Genomic DNA, 18271 nt, shown 5'->3' with positions numbered 1-18271 from the left:
AATTGGCGAGGTAATATCAGTAAAATTTATATTTTTGCAATCCGTTTTCGGGATGTGGCGCAGTCTGGTAGCGTACACGCATGGGGTGCGTGTGGTCGCTGGTTCGAATCCAGTCATCCCGACTTACCTTATTTAAGTAAAATAAAAACACTGTTAATCATATGATTTTCAGTGTTTTGTGTTTTTAGGCATATCATCTAAAATCATATCAACGGTGTTCTTATCGGGAACAGACTATTACACTTTATGTTGTAATTTTAGATGACTTCTTGAAGCATTCTGCTTGTGTTTTGACTTTCACAGTATTAACAGTTTAAAACGTTGCAACATGCAGAAAAACAATCGTTTAACAATCAATTTCTTTACAAGAAAGCACAAGGTTCAATCCGAGAACCTAATTGTCTATTGTAGGATCACCATCGATGGTGAACGCACCGATTTTAGCATAAATCGGGAAATAAAAGCCAATTTATGGGACAATAACCGTAAAAGGGGCAAGGGTTTTTCCAGTTATGTGATTTCACTGAACAAGTATCTCGACCAAATTTATACAGGACTACATGAGGCCCATAGATTGATGATGGCAGAAGAAAAAGTAATCACTCCATTATCTATCAAAGCAAGATTTTTTGGGGAAGACGAGGGCGGAAAAACATTGAAACAATTGATTGCCTACCGGAATAATCTATGCAAGGGTATTGGAGCAGAAGGGACGTAACGGACACCTATACACTTTCCCCCATGGCAAACCACAAGGCATCCGAAGTGGAACTGAATCGAAAGACGGTCAAGAGAGGGTTTGATCGTGACAGTTTTTACCAAGCAGCCGAAAAGACCTTTGACAGGACAAAGGGGTTCAAACGGAACTACGTGGAATCCAATGTTGGAAGAAAGGCCCATGCCAAGGAACCAGGGAAATTCTTTGCCAAGGTCATGGGACTGCCCACCAGGGAAATGGACATGGCCTTTAAACTTTTAAAGACAATGGGCGCAAGGGTCCCAGTATATCGACCAATAAAGTCGAAATGACTGCCAAGATCATCAAGGCTCTTGAAAAGGGTATCAATAGGGCAAGGGGAGCGGGTGAGGATATGGGCTACTGAAATCCAAGAAGTAGGTTGCGCTCTATCGGGTTTTTGCTTTACGCTTATCTACCGGAACGCTACAAAAACCCGATAGGATCCATGCGCAAAAGTTGGGGATAAGAATTTGGGACGCTGGCAGCACTCCATTGCGTTTCGTTCACTTTTTAATTGCTACATCAAGGAAATAAATTAGGTTGAAAATTTCATAGAATTAACTTAAAAAATAAAAAAATCTCAATATTGTATTTAAACTAATAAATGACAGCTTAATCGATAGATTAGTTGCAAGTTTATTTTTAATATTTATTTTGCAAGTAAATTCTTAAACTAAACTTAGCCGATGAGGCATTCTATCAACCGAAAAGCCTTTCTGCTAAAAAGCCTAACTGACCTTTTTAGCATTATTTTTTTTCTGTCCATTACAGTTCTGATATCTTCATGCAACAAAGATGAAATCAAAAGTTCTGACAACTCAATCAGTAAGTTTCAGCTTCAAATAAATGGTAACACCTACAGTTCCCAAATCAATTCTGAGAATGGAAAAATAACGATTGAATTTGAGGGGGATTTGCCAACTTCCTTAACTCCAATTATTGAATACTCCAATAAAGCCACCATCATACCAAACCCTGAAACGCCCCAAGACTTCAATAATATTGTTAGATATACTGTAACAGCGGAGAATGGATTGGAAAGGTACTATACCGTGGTTGTAAATTCCAATTTAGGGTTAAATAATTCTCCTCCAGGTGAAATGCAATTTCTTGGGGTGGAGTTTATTGGAAGGGAATTTACCATTGATTGGACGGATGCCGAGGATTCGGATGCGATTTCATATATCGTTTACAAAAACGAAGTTAAAGTTGGAGAGTTAAGTGAATCAGAAATAACAATTCCCTATAGCTACAACTCTATTGAGAAAATAATCATTTTCGCCACGGATAAAAATGGAGGTACAAGTAAACTGGAAGTTGATATAGAGACGCCCACCAGTGAACTATTGTTTGTAAAAAACTTTTCCGGAGTGTTGTATGCGATTGATACTAAACTGCAGGATATACTTTGGGTTGGTAAATCCCTCGATAACTTTTATGCACCAGTATTTCACGAAAACAAAGTGCTATCGTCTTGGGATAAGAAATTAATCGGATTAGATCTTTTAACGGGCAAAGAAGTTCAGGTATATGACAGTATTACATCCAATAACTATTCGGGATATGCGGACCCTTTAGTGGACAATGATCTCAATACAATTTATTTTAAGGAATACGGAAGCCTATATTCAATTAATTCTAAAGATGGGAGTGAAAATTGGAAAACATATGTTTCGAACATATCGTCAACAATCACCCCTAGCACGATGACGGAGAGTCATCTGTATACTCTGGTCGGTAGAAGAGACATTCTGTTCTCCATTAATAAATTTAACGGAAGTATAGAGTGGCAATATAATCTGAAAAGTTTTCCTTCAGGTGCAGTTCCATTCTACAGACGCACGCCAATTGTTATAGGGCAGTCCATTATTTTTGGAGACGACGGTAATGTGTATTCTCTGAATAAAGACACAGGGGAAGAAAATTGGGTTCTTACTATCAGAAACCCCTCGTCTTTCACATTCTATAACCAACAGTTGATTGTTATGGGATTGTATGCGATCTATGGCATTAATCCCATAAACGGGTCAATACTATGGGAAAAAGAACTCACCTGGGGAACCGTATCAACACCCTTTTTGGAGAATGAAACACTTTATATGGGAATTACAGGTAATGGTGTTGGTTCAATTATAGCATTAGATGCCAACAATGGAAATGAACTATGGAAAAGAGATGTTTCCGGTTCAGTGGTCGCTGCACCAGTCGTCTTTGAAAACAAACTATATGTATGTCACAATGAAGGAACCTTACTATGTTTGGACGCCACAAGTGGTAATACGCTTTGGCAAATGACTATTGGGGATTATGTTATAACATCGCCATCATTTGTCAAGGGAAATGGAGACATTATTGTATACCCTAATATTATCGGTTTTAATTGATTTATGAAGAAGTATTTAACCAAAACCCTCATTTTGTTTTTAATCATCGGTTGTTCAAAAGATGAAGAATCGGTAGAGATTCCGTTAAGTTCAGAGAATTATGTCTTGAATTTCGAACTGCCTGTTAATGGCGAATTTATTCAAGGGAATGTTAATGATACTTCAAATACGATTGAGTTTAACATGCAGAATGCCATTTTGGAGAACCTTGCGCCCAAAGTCACGGTATCTGCTAAATCCACTTTAACACCATCTAGTTCTATCCCCCAAGATTTTAACTCTTCAATCTTCTATACAGTGACTGCGGAGAATGGAAATGAAAGGATCTATGAGGTGATTGTCAACAATGCCCAATTGAACTCAGAAAACTCAGTGTTGTTATTTGAACTTGAGATGAACGGTGAGCCAATAGCAGGAACCATTGATGAGGAAGAAAAGTTAATTGAGTTTAATGTGGCTGGAGCAGAGCTTACAAACCTTAAGCCAACAGTCCAAATTTCTGAAGGGGCCTCTATTGACCCGTCTCCCGATATTGCTCAAGACTTTTCTCGGATAGTTCCTTATATCATAACTGCTTCAGACGGTACACCAGTAATCTATAGGGTTATTGTAAATAACAGACCATTGAGTGAGGAAAGGAATATAGAATCGTTCACCGTAACAGATGGAACAACAATGGTAGAGGCTAGTATTGATGAGGAATTAGGAATCATTACGTTTGATTTTGGGGAAAATGATTTGACTGATTTGGAAGCTCAGGTTTCAATTTCACAATATGCCTCACTATCGCCCGAATTGAATTCAATTCAAGATTTCACTAACCCAGTGGTGTATACCGTAACAGCTGAGAATGGGGAGGAGAAGGAATATAAGGTCATAGCCAACATGCCTCGTATTACAAATATTGGCGGCTATAGCTTTCAGCCAAAGTTCTTTGTAGGGGCGGAAATGAGTATTTCTGGAAGTTTTATCGACTTGTCGCTACCAGGGTCTAGTATTTATTTGTTTGATGGAACGAATACCTACCCACTCGATATTGTGCAATATTCTGATTATATGAATGGGCTGACTGAAAACTCATACATAAATACTGTCATTCCCGATGCCACGCCAACCTATTCCAATTACAAAATATTGTATGAGGTGAATGGTGTCCAAACCATTTCTAGTGTCACCGTGGATATAAAACAAGAAGATGCACCATTGCCACTGACTGTGGACAAAGAGGTATATCATCTCAATGAAGAAATGGTGGTAACTGGTGAGAATTTGACTGCTTACATTGCCATTCCTGCTCCCAATGGGTCAATTTATTTGATGGATCCTAGAGGTTCCGATATATCAGTTAACCCTGAGAAAACAAACATGAGGGTCGTTTTGGATAGATTTCCGGTATTTCCCTCATATTATGGAAAAGAACCTACCGAGACGGAGATTTGGTTTCTTGAGGATGGGAGAAGAGGACGTAAGATAACAGCCGTTTTTGATTGATTTTATAAGTTAAAAATATGAACAAACATCTACTTTCAATTTTAGTGTCAATTCTTGCGGCATATTGTGCCCTGGGACAGGAGAATTGGGAAGTTTTAAATCCCAAACCTACTTTGGATAGGGGCTTGGATATTCACTTTGTATCAGAAACACATGGTTTTTATATCACCAGTAATGGACTTTATGAAACGGTTGATTCAGGTAATTTTTGGGAATTAAAAATATCATTATCGGGAGGTAGCGATATTGAATTCAGGGAAGACCTTGGTGTTATTGCGGGGTATGGAGGTAATATTTGGAAAACTGGAGACTCTGGGTCAAATTGGACATTGATCAATGTGGGGTTTACGGAGTCTTTGAACACAGTAAATATTATTGATTCTGAAACTATAATCGTCTCGGGAAATAATTCAATTTATGTTTCAGTGGATGGGGGAAATAATTGGGTACAAAAAAATATTCCCAATTCCCGTGTCAACAAAACCTTTTTCACCAACAATTTAGTAGGCCATGCAGTGTCTGACGATGGCCAGATTTTAAAGACTGTGGATGGAGGGGACAATTGGTACGTGACAGCAGATTTCACCAATTTTATACCAAATTCCTTTTTTACGGTTTACTTTAAAAATGAAAATGAGGGCTTTGCCACAAGGGAGCATAGTGAATATTATAAAACTGTTGATGGTGGTGAAAGTTGGCAGGAGATAGCTACGAGTATATATCAAGCAATCTATTCTTTTCAATTTATCAGTGATCAGATAGGTTTCGGTGCTGGTGAGTATGGCGTTTATAAGACTATCGATGGTGGGGATACTTGGACACGTATAGCTTTTGAAAGCGCATATGTTGCTTCAACCGATATGTATGGAGTTTATTTTATTAACGAAAATGAAGGATTCTCAGTTGGCGACAGGGGAAGAATAGCAAAGACAACGGACTCAGGTGAAATCTGGGATCTTTACTCGCCCATAGATGGAAGGGTAGACCAAATTGATTTTTTGCCCAATGGTAATGGAATAATTAAGGTCGGTTCTGATTTTTTTGGTTCCTTAAATAATGGTCAGGATTGGGACTACTTAGGCACACCGAATGAGGGCTCTTATACAGAAGAGTTTGACTTTATTGATGAAAATATTGGATTTTGTATAGCAGGTGGTAGTACAGGTACATCATCCAGAGCAGGTCAAATATATAAAACTGCCGATGGTGGAAAAACTTGGGTCAAACCGGAAAATTTTGGACTCAGTTTTGAATCTTCGGGAGCCAATTGCCTAGAGTTTGTAAATGAAAACCTTGGTTTCATCAGTGGCGGTTTCAATCAAAGAAGAACCTATAAAACTACGGATGGTGGAGAAATCTGGAGGGTTGTGCTTTCCGAATCCCTAGGCCGGATACAATTTTTAAATGAAGATGTGGGATTTGGCAGCAGAGTGGGCAATTATTACAACGTAATTTTTAAAACCATTGACGGTGGGGAAAATTGGTCACAGGTTTTTACCATTGAAGAGAATATTAAAGATTTTCATTTCTTGGATTTGGAGACTGGTTATTTGGTTGGAGATGAAGGACTTCTTTATAAAACAGAAAATGGGGGTAGTACTTGGACAAAATTGGAGCTACCTTATGGTTATTATGAGAAAATTCAATTTTATTCCAAGAATGTTGGTTATGTTGTTGAAGACTCAGGTTACATCTATAAAACGGAAGATGGGGGTTATACTTGGAACTTAGTTTATGCCCTTTATGGCTTACGGGACATCACAATTACTGAACAGGATGAAATTTTTATAGTGGGAATAAACGGGAACATTCTTAGGAGTCAAGTTACTGCTGAGGATGTGGTTGTGAGAGTAAGTGAAGCTACTGATGTTAGAGCTACATCGGTAAGTATAGAAAGTATATTTGCCTCTAACTCAGGTACACTTACAAATCTAAGGCTTGAATATGGAGAGGAAGGGTCGTTTGATCAAATCGTGCCTTTTAATAGAACTATTGAAAAAAATGAGAACATAGGATTTCTAACCGCTACGGCGGAAACGTTGAAACCAAATACTACCTATACCTATAGAGCGGTGGCCACATATAATGGCGAGGAATATTACAGTAATATTGGAACGGTCACAACACTCGAAAATTATAGTTTTAGTATGGGCCCAGTTCTTGAAATTTGGGCAAATTCAGCTACTCCGATTGTTAATGTAATTTCAAATAATAAGCCCCTTACAAATATTTCATTTGAATACGGCATAGATTCGGAAGATGATGAAAATGAAATTTCTGGTACTCCCAATACAGTAACAATAAGCGATGATAGGGTGAATGTCTCAGGATCATTAATCAACCTGCAGCCTGAAACTACCTATTCCATAAGAGCAAAAGCAGTTTATGACAACGAAACTGTCTATAGTGATACTGTTTTATTTACCACTAGACCGGAATTTCGGGTGGACAACTATAACCCAATAGTCTCTGATCTTGAATTGACTTTAAGGGCTAATATAGCTGCGAATAAGGAGGACCTGACTGAGATTGTTTTTGAATATGGATTTCAAGATTTTTCCAATCAAGGTGAGGTCTCACCCAACAGTATTGCTTTTGGAACCTCTTATTTTGTTTCCACCATATTAACGGGGTTGAATGAAATGGAAACCTATCAATACCGAATTAGGGCTCGACAAGGTGATAAAGTGGTATACGGACCCACTGGATTTTTTAGTCTATCCCCAAAAACAATTGTAGAAAATGATGGGGTTCAAAATGTAAAAAGGAATGTTGCGGAGGTTATGGGTAAGGTATATACAAATGATGGTTATCTAAGATCCATCGTTGTGGAATATGGAATTGGAGGGGAGTTTGATAGGATTGCGTATGCTGACCCAGGATTTTCCAATACTGGTTTTACCACACTCTTTGTGGCCCAATTGTTAGGTCTTGTGCCTGAAACAGAATATAGTTATAGAGTTAGGGCAACGGGTTCCAACGGCACTGTTTTCTATTCCGAAGCGGAGACGTTTATAACTTTGGATGCACTTGCATCGGATAATTTTAAGATTACTGTCTCAGATGAAACCTGCCCCGATAAAAGCAATGGCACCTTGGCTGTTGAGGCCATGGAAAGTTCAAATTATATTTTACTCATGGACGGCAATTCATATGTTTTTGCGAGTACACTTTTAATTGAGGATTTGGCACCAGGCACATATCCTTTCTGTGTAACAGAGGGTGGTTATGGTATACAATACTGCTATGAGTTTACAATTCTTGAATCTGAAGGTTTGGAGGCAAAAATAAGTTCTCAGGAAATGGGTCTAACGCAACGTTTGAATATTACTATGAATAAAGGTACGGCACCGTACAAGATTTTTGTTAATCAACAAGAATATGATGAGTTTGAGGAAAGCAGTTTTTCCATAAATGTTGGTGATGGTGATGAAATATCCATAGCGTCCAAAAATGATTGCGAGGGAACATATTCGTTCAAAATAGGACAAGATATCTTGCAAGATTCATATCGCAACCCTGTTTTCTCCAATGCTACTTTTTTGGTTCCAGAAAGCAATGAAGATGTTACGATTGAATTGTACAATGTTCAAGGAGGTCTTTTGAAGTCTTTCACGGAAAAAGTTCAAAACAATTCATTCACTATGGATATGGACCAATATTCAAGAGGGATGTATTTTGTTAAAATAATAGGTAGGACAGAAAGGACACATAAAATAGTAAAAAAATGAGATTAGGTTTAAACTGGCAGTATATCATGCTATTATTGTTTGTTGTGGGTTGCAGCAAAGGAGGCAGCGAGGAAACTGACCCGCCTGATGATGATCCCATAAGTGAAAACAACCCGCCTTCAGTGCCATTGTTGGTATACCCTACCAATGATCTTCTGTGCATAGACAATGAACTTGAGTTTAGTTGGCACGCTTCAGAGGATGTTGACGGTGATCCAATAACATATATGGTGGAAGTGGCGTATGACGAAGATTTCTCCAGTAAAGCAAGTGAGATTTCTACTTCCAATTTGTCAGCTGATATTCTTTTGGAGAAGGGGAGCACCCTTTTTTGGAGGGTAAAGGCATTGGATAATAATTCCAATGGAAGCGAATTTAGCAATGTCTGGAAATTTTATACCGAAGCTGAGGCCACAACCAATAATCTGCCATCGCAACCAGAACTTATTGCACCGGTCTTAAATGCAAATGTTACAGGAAATTCCATCACCTTGGAATGGTTCACCAGTGATGAGGATGGGGATGTACTTATGTTCGATTTATATTTTGGTACAGATGCGAATCCACCTCTTTATGAAGAAGAACATCAAAGTATGACATATTCCGTATCAATCGAAACAGGAAATCAATACTTTTGGAAAATAGTCTCCAAGGATGGAAAAGGAGGTGTTTCCATTGGCCCAGTCTGGAATTTTAAAGCGGAATAGGCTACGTCAAATCTAATTCATCAAGGAAATACAAATAAAACTGAGATTTGATAAAATTATTTAAAACTTGTTGGGATTCAACATGCAAAACTTACTCTTAGGTTAATGTTAAACCGTTTCTTAAGAAATATCATTAAATTTACTTTGTAAAACATCCATAAGTTTTGCCTCTGAATGTACTGTTTTATAGACAGTTTAGAGTTCGGTTAACCAGTTTTTAAGACAAGTGTAAAATATTGATTGTTTGAGTGTTGTAAGTTACGCTTTCTTCCAATCATCCCGACTTAACCTTTTCAGGTAAAATCAAAACACTGTTAATCTTATGATTTTCAGTGTTTTTTTATGGAATCCTTAGATACTATTGGAGCCACCTTTCCTGTAAACTTCTTGGTATTCCTGTTATACGACCATTACGGAGTTGAAACCATGTAGTGACCAATTATTCGAAAGGAAGACCAAATGGGAATGGCAATGATTGTCGAATATGTGTTCAGGGTCTGCAGATATTTATCCCAATCTCACAGATGTACATTTACAGTAGTGCATTGTAAAGAAAACTACCCTTATAACCTTTCGAACGAAATTTAAATGCCGTATTTTGTCCTTTCGGTCCAATAGTGGCATAACATATGAATGTACAAACCAGTTTTCAGGGTAATGTGTTGATTGCTATGGTTTGTCTATCCTCATCCATGAACGAAGCAGGTGTAACAACACGGAGGTTACTTTACCTGAAACTCTTTGGCTGGTTCTTTTTGTTCTTATCTATTGGAAACATGCAAGCCCAAAGCCCCAAAATAGATAGCCTTAAAGTTGAACTGGAAAATCATAAAACAAGAGATATTGTTAGGGTGGACCTCCTACATCATTTGGTTGATGGGTATTTGGAAAAAGATCGCGCCATAGCGGAAGGATATTTGGCAGAATCAGAGCGGCTTGCAGATTCTCTTGACTACATCAAAGGAAAAGCCAAGAATTTTTACGTAAGGGGTTTGCTAGAGGCCTATGAATCAAATTATGAACGAGGCTTTTCAAATTATGCCAAGGCCCTTGAATTATATGAGCGTATTGCTTGGAACCAAGGTATTGCTGCATGCTACAAGAACATGGGTATTTACATGTACTATAATGGTAATCAAAATGAAGCAGTGGCCTATTTCAAAAAATCGCTTGAAATTTTTGAAACGATCAATAACAAGCTAGAAATAGCCCAGGTCCAATATGAGATGGGGTGGTCTTACATAGAAATGGACAATTACAATGAGGCAAGGTCATACCTATTCAGGGCATTAAAATTAAATGAAGAAATTGGGAATCCATCAGGAATTTCATCCTGTTTAAATGGTATTTCCGTTACGTATTCCAACCAAGGAAACTATCCTGTAGCCCTTGATTATTGTAACCAAACTCTTGTAATAGCAAAAAAAAATTCAAATACAAGCCGTGTACTGCTAACATTGGGCAATATGGGCAATATTTATGTGGCACTGAAAAAATATGACAAGGCCATAGAACTGTTCGAAGAAATCCTGACACTTTCGGGAAGCGCCAATAAAGGAATAAACTCAAAAACCCTTAGTAATATCGGCTTGGCCTATAAAGAAAAGAACAATCTTGAACTGGCCTATGAATATTTGGAAAAAAGCCAAAAACTTTACAAAGAGGTCAATGATAAACGAGGTGAATCTTTTGTCTTGAACAATATTGGGTATATTTATTTGGAGACAAAAAATTATACGAAAGCTTATGAATATTATGAACAATCAAGAAAGATAAGCTTGGAGATCCAAAACCAAAAAGGTTTATGTATTTCTTACTGGGGGTTAGCGAAGGTAAATGCAAATCAACATGACTATAATAAAGCACTTACCAATGCCTTAAAAAGCAAGAAGTTGGCCGAAGACCATGGTCTTTTATTATACCAAAGTATGGCGCAGGAACTGCTTTTCGAAATTTACAAAAATACAGGAAATTACAAGGATGCTCTTGAAAGCCACCAGCGATTCAAATCATTGAACGATAGCCTTTTTAATAAAGAGAATGTGGAAAAGGTTGCCCAGTTGGAATATGAATACAAGTACAAGCAGGCCTTGGATTCTGCCAGTATCCGGGAACTGGAGCTGACCAAAACGGTGATGACAACATCACAAGACCTGGTCAGATCTCGTCAAAATTACCTTTGGGCGGTTATTGGTATTTTATTGGTGTCGATTTTGTTGGGGTCCATGGTCTTCTATCAGAAATTCCATACCATCAAGATCAAAAACCAGAATATTGTCACGGAGCAAAAATTGTTGCGATCACAAATGACACCACATTTTATCTTCAACTCGTTGTCCGTCCTACAAGGCATGATACTCAATAAGGAAGAGAAAAAGTCAGTTCGCTATTTGTCAAGATTTTCTAGGCTTTTGCGGATAACATTGGAAAATTCACGGGATAAAATGGTACTACTTTCGCAAGAGATCAGGGCTTTGGAAAACTATCTTGAGCTTCATAACCTGGAAAGTGATGCATACAATTATACCATTGAAATTGATGAAGCCCTAGACACTTCTTTGTTTGAAATCCCCCCCATGCTCATTCAGCCTTTCATTGAAAATGCCATTGAACATGCGTTTACCGATCTTGAGGGTGATAGGGAATTGGCAACCCTTATCAAATATGTAAACGGAGCGTTGATCTGTACGATAACCGACAACGGGATTGGCATTGATTCCCATAAAGAAAACAAAGGGAACGGAAAGAAATCATTGGCAACGGCCATAACCTCGGAGCGTCTAAAAATATTGTCGAAAGATTTTAAAATGAATGGATCGGTTACCATTGAAGACCGGGCAAGGTACCACGAAAGGGGTACGGTCGTGACATTGGTGATACCCTATAAAAAACTTGAGGCCGCATGAAAGCACTGTTGGTAGAAGACAAAGAATATATTAGAAAAGGACTGCTCAATTTGTTGAAATCCATTGAAACCGATGTGGAGGTCATAGGGGAATGCGGTTCTGTCAAAGAAGCGGTAGTGGTGACCAATGCTTGTAAGCCGAACCTAATCTTTTTGGACATCAACCTTAGTGACGGTTCCGGTTTTGATTTTTTGGACCAGACCGAACATTTGGATTTCAAAGTGATCTTCATCACCGCATATGAAGAATACGCTTTGCGGGCGTTAAAGATTGGGGCCGTTGACTATTTGTTGAAACCTGTGGATGTTGAAGAACTGCAATTGGCCTTGGAAAAAGTCAAAAGACTGCCCGTAACCGAACAAAAAAAACAGATAAAGACGGTAAAACAAGTTTGGCACAAAAACGATTCTACTTTAGTGCTGTCCCTGAGTGATAGTTTTCAGGTAATAGATTTGCAAGAGCTACTGTACTGTGAATCTGATAAAGGTTATACCACGTTCCACCTGGACAATGGAAAAAAGTATGTGGCCTCAAAACCCTTAAAGGAATATGAACAACAGCTTGAAAAGGTGTCCTTTACAAGACCTCATCAGTCGTTCATGGTAAACTTGAAATTCATTGACAAGTATGATAAATCGGGTATTATCTTTTTGAAAAATGGAAAAAAAATACCTGTTTCCATTCGAAAAAAAGAGGGTTTCTTGACTTCTTTTCTTAATTACAACCATCCTTAGTTTCTTACTTTTCAAACCTAGATTCCATAGCATTTACGGTTCGTTGCAAAACGAATTCCGATTTGGACCCAACAAATATTTATTGAGGGTTCCCGAATATACATTCCCCATTTCCCGAGAAATTATTTTGGCGCAGCTTTAACCTGCGAAAACCATTTCTTACTTGGAACTACCTACAGAAAACACCTTCTTTCCCAGGGCTGTCCTAAGCTGGAAATGGAACAAACCACAATTAGTATGGAAAATATCAAAGTAAAATTAGGCCAAGGAGGACTTGTGCTGGCAGCAATGGGAATTATATCCATGGTGTTGTCAATTTTCAACTATAACATTAGGCTTTTGTCCTGGATAGACATCTGGGGCAGTACCGCGGGATGGGTCATTAGGATTCTACTGATACTCGTGGGAGGTGTTTTGTTTTTTCTGTTCGGGAGGGACAACGAGGATTGAAACCTCAAACGTACATCATGGAAAAACTGAAAAACAGCCTTATTTGTTTTATTGTGGTCCTACTGGTTGCCTGTGGGGGAACCAATAAGCAAGAGGCCAATGCCCAAGGTTTTGGGACTATTGAAAATATCCTGAAAAGCAGGTTTGGGGACGGGGCCCATTATACGGATCTAACGATCACCTACAATGAAACCATAGGCAATATTGTGGGTGTTACGGTTACCGATGCCCCCGAATCTTTAAAAATGGGGCAGTGGACCTACTCATTGGGCAACTGGAACCAAACTTCTGAAATAACCTTGGAAATACCAGAGGGTACCAAGGCGGCCGATTTTATGTTTCAATTGGGTGATATGGTCAATCTAGGTCAATTGGGGGAACTCGTGGAAAAATCCAAGGAACAGCTAACTACAGAAAAAGACATTGAAAACCCTTCATTGCACATGGCCTTCATAAAGATGCCCAAAAACGGCAATAGGGAGAAAATGGAATATGTGGTAATGCTCAAGCCTGAAAACGGGGGAACCACTTTTACATTTAGCTATGGGTTAAATGGAGTGCTTACCCACTTGAATTAGTAAAGAAATGAATATCATAAACATCAAACCCAAAATCATGAACAAAAAAATTAAACAATCCTATTTATTTATTTTATCTGTCCTACTTATAACCATTGGTTGTAGTAATGACGATGATGCAGGTTCAAATATTGAGGTCGGCCTACAAGACTTGGAAGTCACCATTGACGAGAATCCCACAGATGGACAAGTGATTGGAACCATAGGAACCGATGGGAGTGCAGGCCAAGGTTTCAGTATTACCTCCCAAACGCCCTCGGGTGCGTTGAGTATTGATCCCACTTCCGGTGAGGTGACCGTTGACGATGCCTCTTTGTTCGATTTCGAGGCAAACTCTACTTTGACAGCTTCGGTCACTGCGGAAAATGCGGAAAATACGGTAACTGTTACGGTCAATCTGAACAATGTAAGCGAGGTTTCGGCGCAAAGTCTCGAAGTAACCATGGATGAAAATCCTGTCGATGGACAATCCATAGGTACTTTACAGACCAATGGAAGTGCCTCTGGTTTTACCATAACATCGCAGTCGCCAACAGGCGCCATGAGTATCAATTCCGGTACGGGAGAACTCACTGTGGCAGACGCCACGTTGTTCGATTACGAATCAAATCCAACCTTGACTGCAACGGTTTCCATGGAGGATGCCCAAAACCCAGTATCGGTTACGGTAAACCTAAACGATGTCCTTGAAATTACCATTCAGGATTTTACAGTTACTGTCGATGAAAATCCAAACGATGGCCAGGTTTTAGGAAACATTCAAGCCAATGGCAATGGCACTCTCAGTTATTCCATTACTGCACAAAGCCCAATGGGTGCCATGGCCATAAATACAGGTACGGGAGAGTTGACGGTCCTTGACCCCAATCTGTTCGACTTTGAAACCAACCCCGTAATCACAGCTGATATTTCTGTTACCGATGGTACGGAATCCATTAGTGCTACAGCCACAATTAATTTAAATGATGTGGATGAAGTATCTGCAACAAATACCAACTTGACTATTGATGAAAACCCATCTAACGGGGATGTTATTGGAGTTCTACAGTCAAGTGGTTCTAATTTAACGTACACCATTACGTTCCAAAACCCTGCAGGAGCTTTTAACATAAATCAAAATACAGGTGAATTATCAGTGGCGGACGAAACGCTTTTCGATTTTGAGACCAACCCCAATATGTTGGCCACCATTTCAGTAAGCAACGGTACCCAAACTGTTTCCGCCAATGCGTTCGTGGCGCTTAATGACTTAAACGAGATTGGGGAATTTAAATATGGGGGTGTCATTTTTTGGATAGACCCTGCTAGTAATAATAGTAGTGGATTGGTTGTCTCTCTAAATGTACAAGCAACAAATGTTCCATGGGGTTGTTTAGGAATTGCCACTGGAGCAACAGGAACAGCTATAGGTACCGGACAGACAAATACAGATATAATAATGGCCTCTTCATGTGCTTCTGGAAGTGCTGCAGAAATAGCTTCTAATTTAAATGAAAACGGATTTGATGACTGGTTTTTGCCAAGTGCAGACGAATTGAATGAGCTTTACTCAAACGTATCAATAGTTGGTAACGCTATAACATCAAATGGAGGAGACGTTATATCAAATTCCTATTGGAGTTCAACTGAAGTTGATATTAATGATGCGATTTGGTGGAATATTAATCAAGGCTTTAATATTCCAAAGGATAATGATTTTTTGAGTGTTAGGGCTATAAGAGCTTTTACGGATTTTTAAAAATTAGTACCACAGATGGTCATAACCATCTGTGGCTTTTAAATTATAGCCAAAAACATTGAAAACTATGGAAAATCTAATTCGGCTTAAGCCCAACTATACCAATTTGGATGCCCTTTATGAACTTTTAAAAAGTTCTAGTTACGAATGCTCAAAAGAATATGACACTTGGGAACATCGTACGGACACCAGCGGGCAAATGGCGCAATGTATTGTGCTTAAAAAAAGTGGCATGCACGCCGTAAAACTATTTTTTGTGAATGAAAACACGGTAAAAATAAATCATATCATTCCCAATAAATTAATGAATGCCTATTTCGGAAAAAGTGTAAAGGCGCGTAGAAACATCTTAGAAGTGATTGCCGGAGTAATAAAGCAGGCCATCTTAGTAAAACCCCAACAACAAGCATTTGAAGAATTAGAGGGTGAAATTAAAAATTTAGCAGCTTAAAGCTAAGGATGTAATCCAATTAATTACAAAACAAAAATGGATAAAAGCAGCGCGTATTTTCCACCCATAAATACCAAGAAATCATCCACAAGACAAGATGAAAAATGGGATGAAGCGGTGGCATTTTTCAATAACAAACAATACGATAAGGTGGTACCCACCTTAATGGAATATGTCGGCAACCATTTTGAAAACAAGAAAACGGGAAATACGTATGAGATACCGCATGGTTCCGTGGTGCTCTCCATTACCCAAACATCGGATGGACTGCAGGTGCGATGTCCTTTTTTAAATATTTCAAATGCCAAGAAAGTGCCCTTAATGCGACGGTTGTCGGAGTTACGCATGTATCCGCTCAACTTGGCCAATGTGGCTTTGGAGGATAATCTGGTCTATTTTACGTTCTCATGCCCCATCGACCTATGTGAACCGTACAAAATCTACGGGGTCTTTCGGGAAATCTGTTATCATGCAGATAGCTTTGATGATGAGTTCATCGAAAAATTTGATGCTGCCCATCTGCAAGCACCAAAGACAATGCCTTTTTCAGAGGAAGTAAAACAGGAAGCTTATGCCAATTGTCAGGAAATCCTTGAAGAAGGCATACAACGTCTGGACCGTTACATGGAAAAACGTCATGGAAACAACGCGTGGTACACCCTGAACACCACACTTAAAAAAATAGAGTTCCACATAGAACCCCAAGGTTATCTGCGTACCTTGGTGGAAAAGGCAGTGGATGGCCTTTACGACCGAAGGATTCCTTTCCAGGACCGATTGCTCCACGGCAAGTCGAGTTTGGAAAAGTTGAAAAACTATCCAAAGGATAAATTCTCGGAAGATCTATACCAAATAGAAACCTTTGTTCCCTATAAATACAGCAGTAAAAAAGAGAGTATCAGAGAAAACTGGGAGGATAGCTATGGGGAGGTACAAGAGATGATGGCCAATTCCCGATTTGAGGATGCCTGTAACCTAATGCAATCCTGTTTTTATAGTCTGTTCTACTACAACTTGTTGAATTCTGACATCAGCAAACCCATAACCGATGCCTTGAGTGAGGCCAGCGGGCTGGAATACAACCAAGCAGCTCCCATTTTATTGAAAGGAATGGAATCCATTATGGAGGACTCCATTTTTGGTGATGAATTTGGAATGGACCTATCAAAGATCATGGGTGCGCAAATGCAACAATCCATGGCGGCAATACAGCAAATGATGGCCAATTTAAATACCAAGTAAGCAATGGACGCAATTCAATATATTGAAAATTCAGTTTATAGGATCAACACCGCCAATGGTTCCGGAACCGGTTTTTATAGTTTGCAAGATGACGTGATCGTGACCAATTTCCATGTGGTGTCCGGTAGTCTTTCGGTAAGCGTGGAGGATGGGGATAGGAATAGATATTTGGCACAGGTGGTGTATGTAAATCCCGGAAAGGATATTGCCTTTTTAAAGGCGGAAACACTGCCAAAACCTTCCCAATCGGTTGTGACAAGGCATCAAACAGAGGCCTCCACACGAGACAAGGTATTGGTATTGGGGTATCCTTTTGGTATGCCCTTCACGGTAACCGAAGGTATTGTTTCCAACCCGCGGCAGATGATAGGGGGAAGTGATTTTATACAGACCGATGCTGCCATCAATCCAGGAAATAGTGGTGGCCCAGTGGTCAATGAAAAAGGGGAACTTATGGGAATCGTGACCTCCAAGTTTTCCGATGCGGACAATATGGGTTTTGCCATACCCATGGAAACACTCCATGAAGAGCTTATGATCGTTGGCGAACTGTTCGATGGACTTACCATTGGGTGTCCCAGTTGTAATGGCCTTATGGTTGAAAAGACGCAGTATTGTCCCAATTGTGGGAACGATATGGACGAGGGGTTGTTTGAAGAAAGCCCATTGTCCGATTTTAGCCTAACGGTCGAAGAAGCCATTCATGGTCTGGGACTGAACCCCGTTTTGGCACGATCGGGAAGGGAACGCTGGTTTTTTCATCAGGGAAGTGCAGAAATAAGAATGTTTGTCTATGATAACAATTACCTGTTCGCCACCTCTCCTTTGAACGACCTGCCCCGTACAAACTTGGCCGAAGTATACGAGTATATCTTGACCGCGGATACGGGCGAACACCGACTGTCCATTTCCGATAACCAGATTTTCCTTTCATACCGTGTGCACATAAGCGATCTGTACTCTAAAACTGCGGATAGTGTGTTAGAAAACATTACGCAGCTGGCTATTAGGGCAGATGAGTTGGACAATAAGTTCGTGAATGATTTTGGGGCCAAGATGACCCAGTTCAGTAAATAGATAAGATAGCGTATAAGTTTAATAATAGATCGATATAATTGAA

Annotated in this window: 14 protein-coding genes and 1 tRNA gene; all 15 read left to right on the top strand. The window is 39.3% G+C overall.

Going from position 1 to position 18271, the window contains the following annotated elements:
* The first annotated feature begins 48 nt into the window (after positions 1-48).
* The 15 genes from F8C76_RS06745 to F8C76_RS06675 all read left to right on the top strand — a co-directional run bounded on the left by F8C76_RS06745 (position 49) and on the right by F8C76_RS06675 (position 18228).
* Positions 49-122: transfer RNA gene (locus F8C76_RS06745), tRNA-Pro, on the top strand.
* A gap of 206 nt (positions 123-328) precedes the next feature.
* A complete protein-coding gene (locus F8C76_RS06740; RefSeq protein WP_249042369.1) occupies positions 329-718 on the top strand; it encodes an Arm DNA-binding domain-containing protein in 390 nt (129 codons plus the stop codon).
* Positions 719-741: 23 nt separating this feature from the next.
* On the top strand, positions 742-1029 hold the full coding sequence (locus F8C76_RS06735) for a DUF5712 family protein (RefSeq protein ID WP_152131015.1): 288 nt from the start codon (positions 742-744) through the stop codon (positions 1027-1029).
* Positions 1030-1425: 396 nt separating this feature from the next.
* Positions 1426-3123 (top strand): PQQ-binding-like beta-propeller repeat protein, encoded by a 1698-nt coding sequence (locus F8C76_RS06730; RefSeq protein ID WP_152131014.1) that lies wholly within the window; start codon positions 1426-1428, stop codon positions 3121-3123.
* Between the two features lie 3 nt (positions 3124-3126).
* Positions 3127-4614, top strand: a complete 1488-nt coding sequence (locus F8C76_RS06725) for an SGBP N-terminal domain-containing protein (RefSeq protein ID WP_152131013.1) — start codon at positions 3127-3129, stop codon at positions 4612-4614.
* Between the two features lie 17 nt (positions 4615-4631).
* Positions 4632-8345: a YCF48-related protein gene (locus F8C76_RS06720; RefSeq protein WP_152131012.1), complete on the top strand. Its 3714-nt coding sequence runs from the start codon at positions 4632-4634 to the stop codon at positions 8343-8345.
* Entirely contained in the window at positions 8342-9052 is a 711-nt protein-coding gene (locus F8C76_RS06715) for a fibronectin type III domain-containing protein (protein ID WP_152131011.1), read from the top strand. Before F8C76_RS06720 ends, F8C76_RS06715 begins: the two co-directional genes overlap by 4 nt.
* A 776-nt stretch (positions 9053-9828) precedes the next feature.
* The gene (locus F8C76_RS06710) at positions 9829-11958 is read left to right on the top strand and encodes a tetratricopeptide repeat-containing sensor histidine kinase (protein ID WP_170283992.1); all 2130 of its coding nucleotides are present in this window, start codon (positions 9829-9831) and stop codon (positions 11956-11958) included.
* The gene (locus F8C76_RS06705) at positions 11955-12692 is read left to right on the top strand and encodes a LytR/AlgR family response regulator transcription factor (RefSeq protein WP_152131009.1); all 738 of its coding nucleotides are present in this window, start codon (positions 11955-11957) and stop codon (positions 12690-12692) included. Before F8C76_RS06710 ends, F8C76_RS06705 begins: the two co-directional genes overlap by 4 nt.
* A gap of 237 nt (positions 12693-12929) precedes the next feature.
* Complete coding sequence (locus F8C76_RS06700; RefSeq protein ID WP_129652848.1) at positions 12930-13142, top strand: hypothetical protein; 213 nt, start codon at positions 12930-12932, stop codon at positions 13140-13142.
* Positions 13143-13159: 17 nt separating this feature from the next.
* Positions 13160-13720, top strand: coding sequence for a hypothetical protein (locus F8C76_RS06695; protein ID WP_152131008.1), 561 nt, complete (start codon positions 13160-13162; stop codon positions 13718-13720).
* A gap of 37 nt (positions 13721-13757) precedes the next feature.
* Positions 13758-15458, top strand: coding sequence for a hypothetical protein (locus tag F8C76_RS06690; protein ID WP_170283991.1), 1701 nt, complete (start codon positions 13758-13760; stop codon positions 15456-15458).
* Between the two features lie 67 nt (positions 15459-15525).
* A complete protein-coding gene (locus F8C76_RS06685) occupies positions 15526-15909 on the top strand; it encodes a hypothetical protein (protein ID WP_129652845.1) in 384 nt (127 codons plus the stop codon).
* A 36-nt stretch (positions 15910-15945) separates the two neighbouring features.
* Positions 15946-17151, top strand: a complete 1206-nt coding sequence (locus tag F8C76_RS06680) for a type III secretion system chaperone family protein (RefSeq protein ID WP_152131006.1) — start codon at positions 15946-15948, stop codon at positions 17149-17151.
* Positions 17152-17154: 3 nt separating this feature from the next.
* Positions 17155-18228: a trypsin-like peptidase domain-containing protein gene (locus tag F8C76_RS06675; protein ID WP_152131005.1), complete on the top strand. Its 1074-nt coding sequence runs from the start codon at positions 17155-17157 to the stop codon at positions 18226-18228.
* The last annotated feature ends 43 nt before the right edge of the window (positions 18229-18271 follow it).

Origin of the sequence: Flagellimonas olearia, from assembly GCF_009184425.1 — a bacterium.
In the GTDB taxonomy this organism is placed as follows: Bacteria; Bacteroidota; Bacteroidia; order Flavobacteriales; family Flavobacteriaceae; genus Flagellimonas; species Flagellimonas olearia.
The sequence above is the reverse complement of the archived record's forward strand: the minus strand, read 5'-3'. Positions and strand labels throughout refer to the sequence as shown.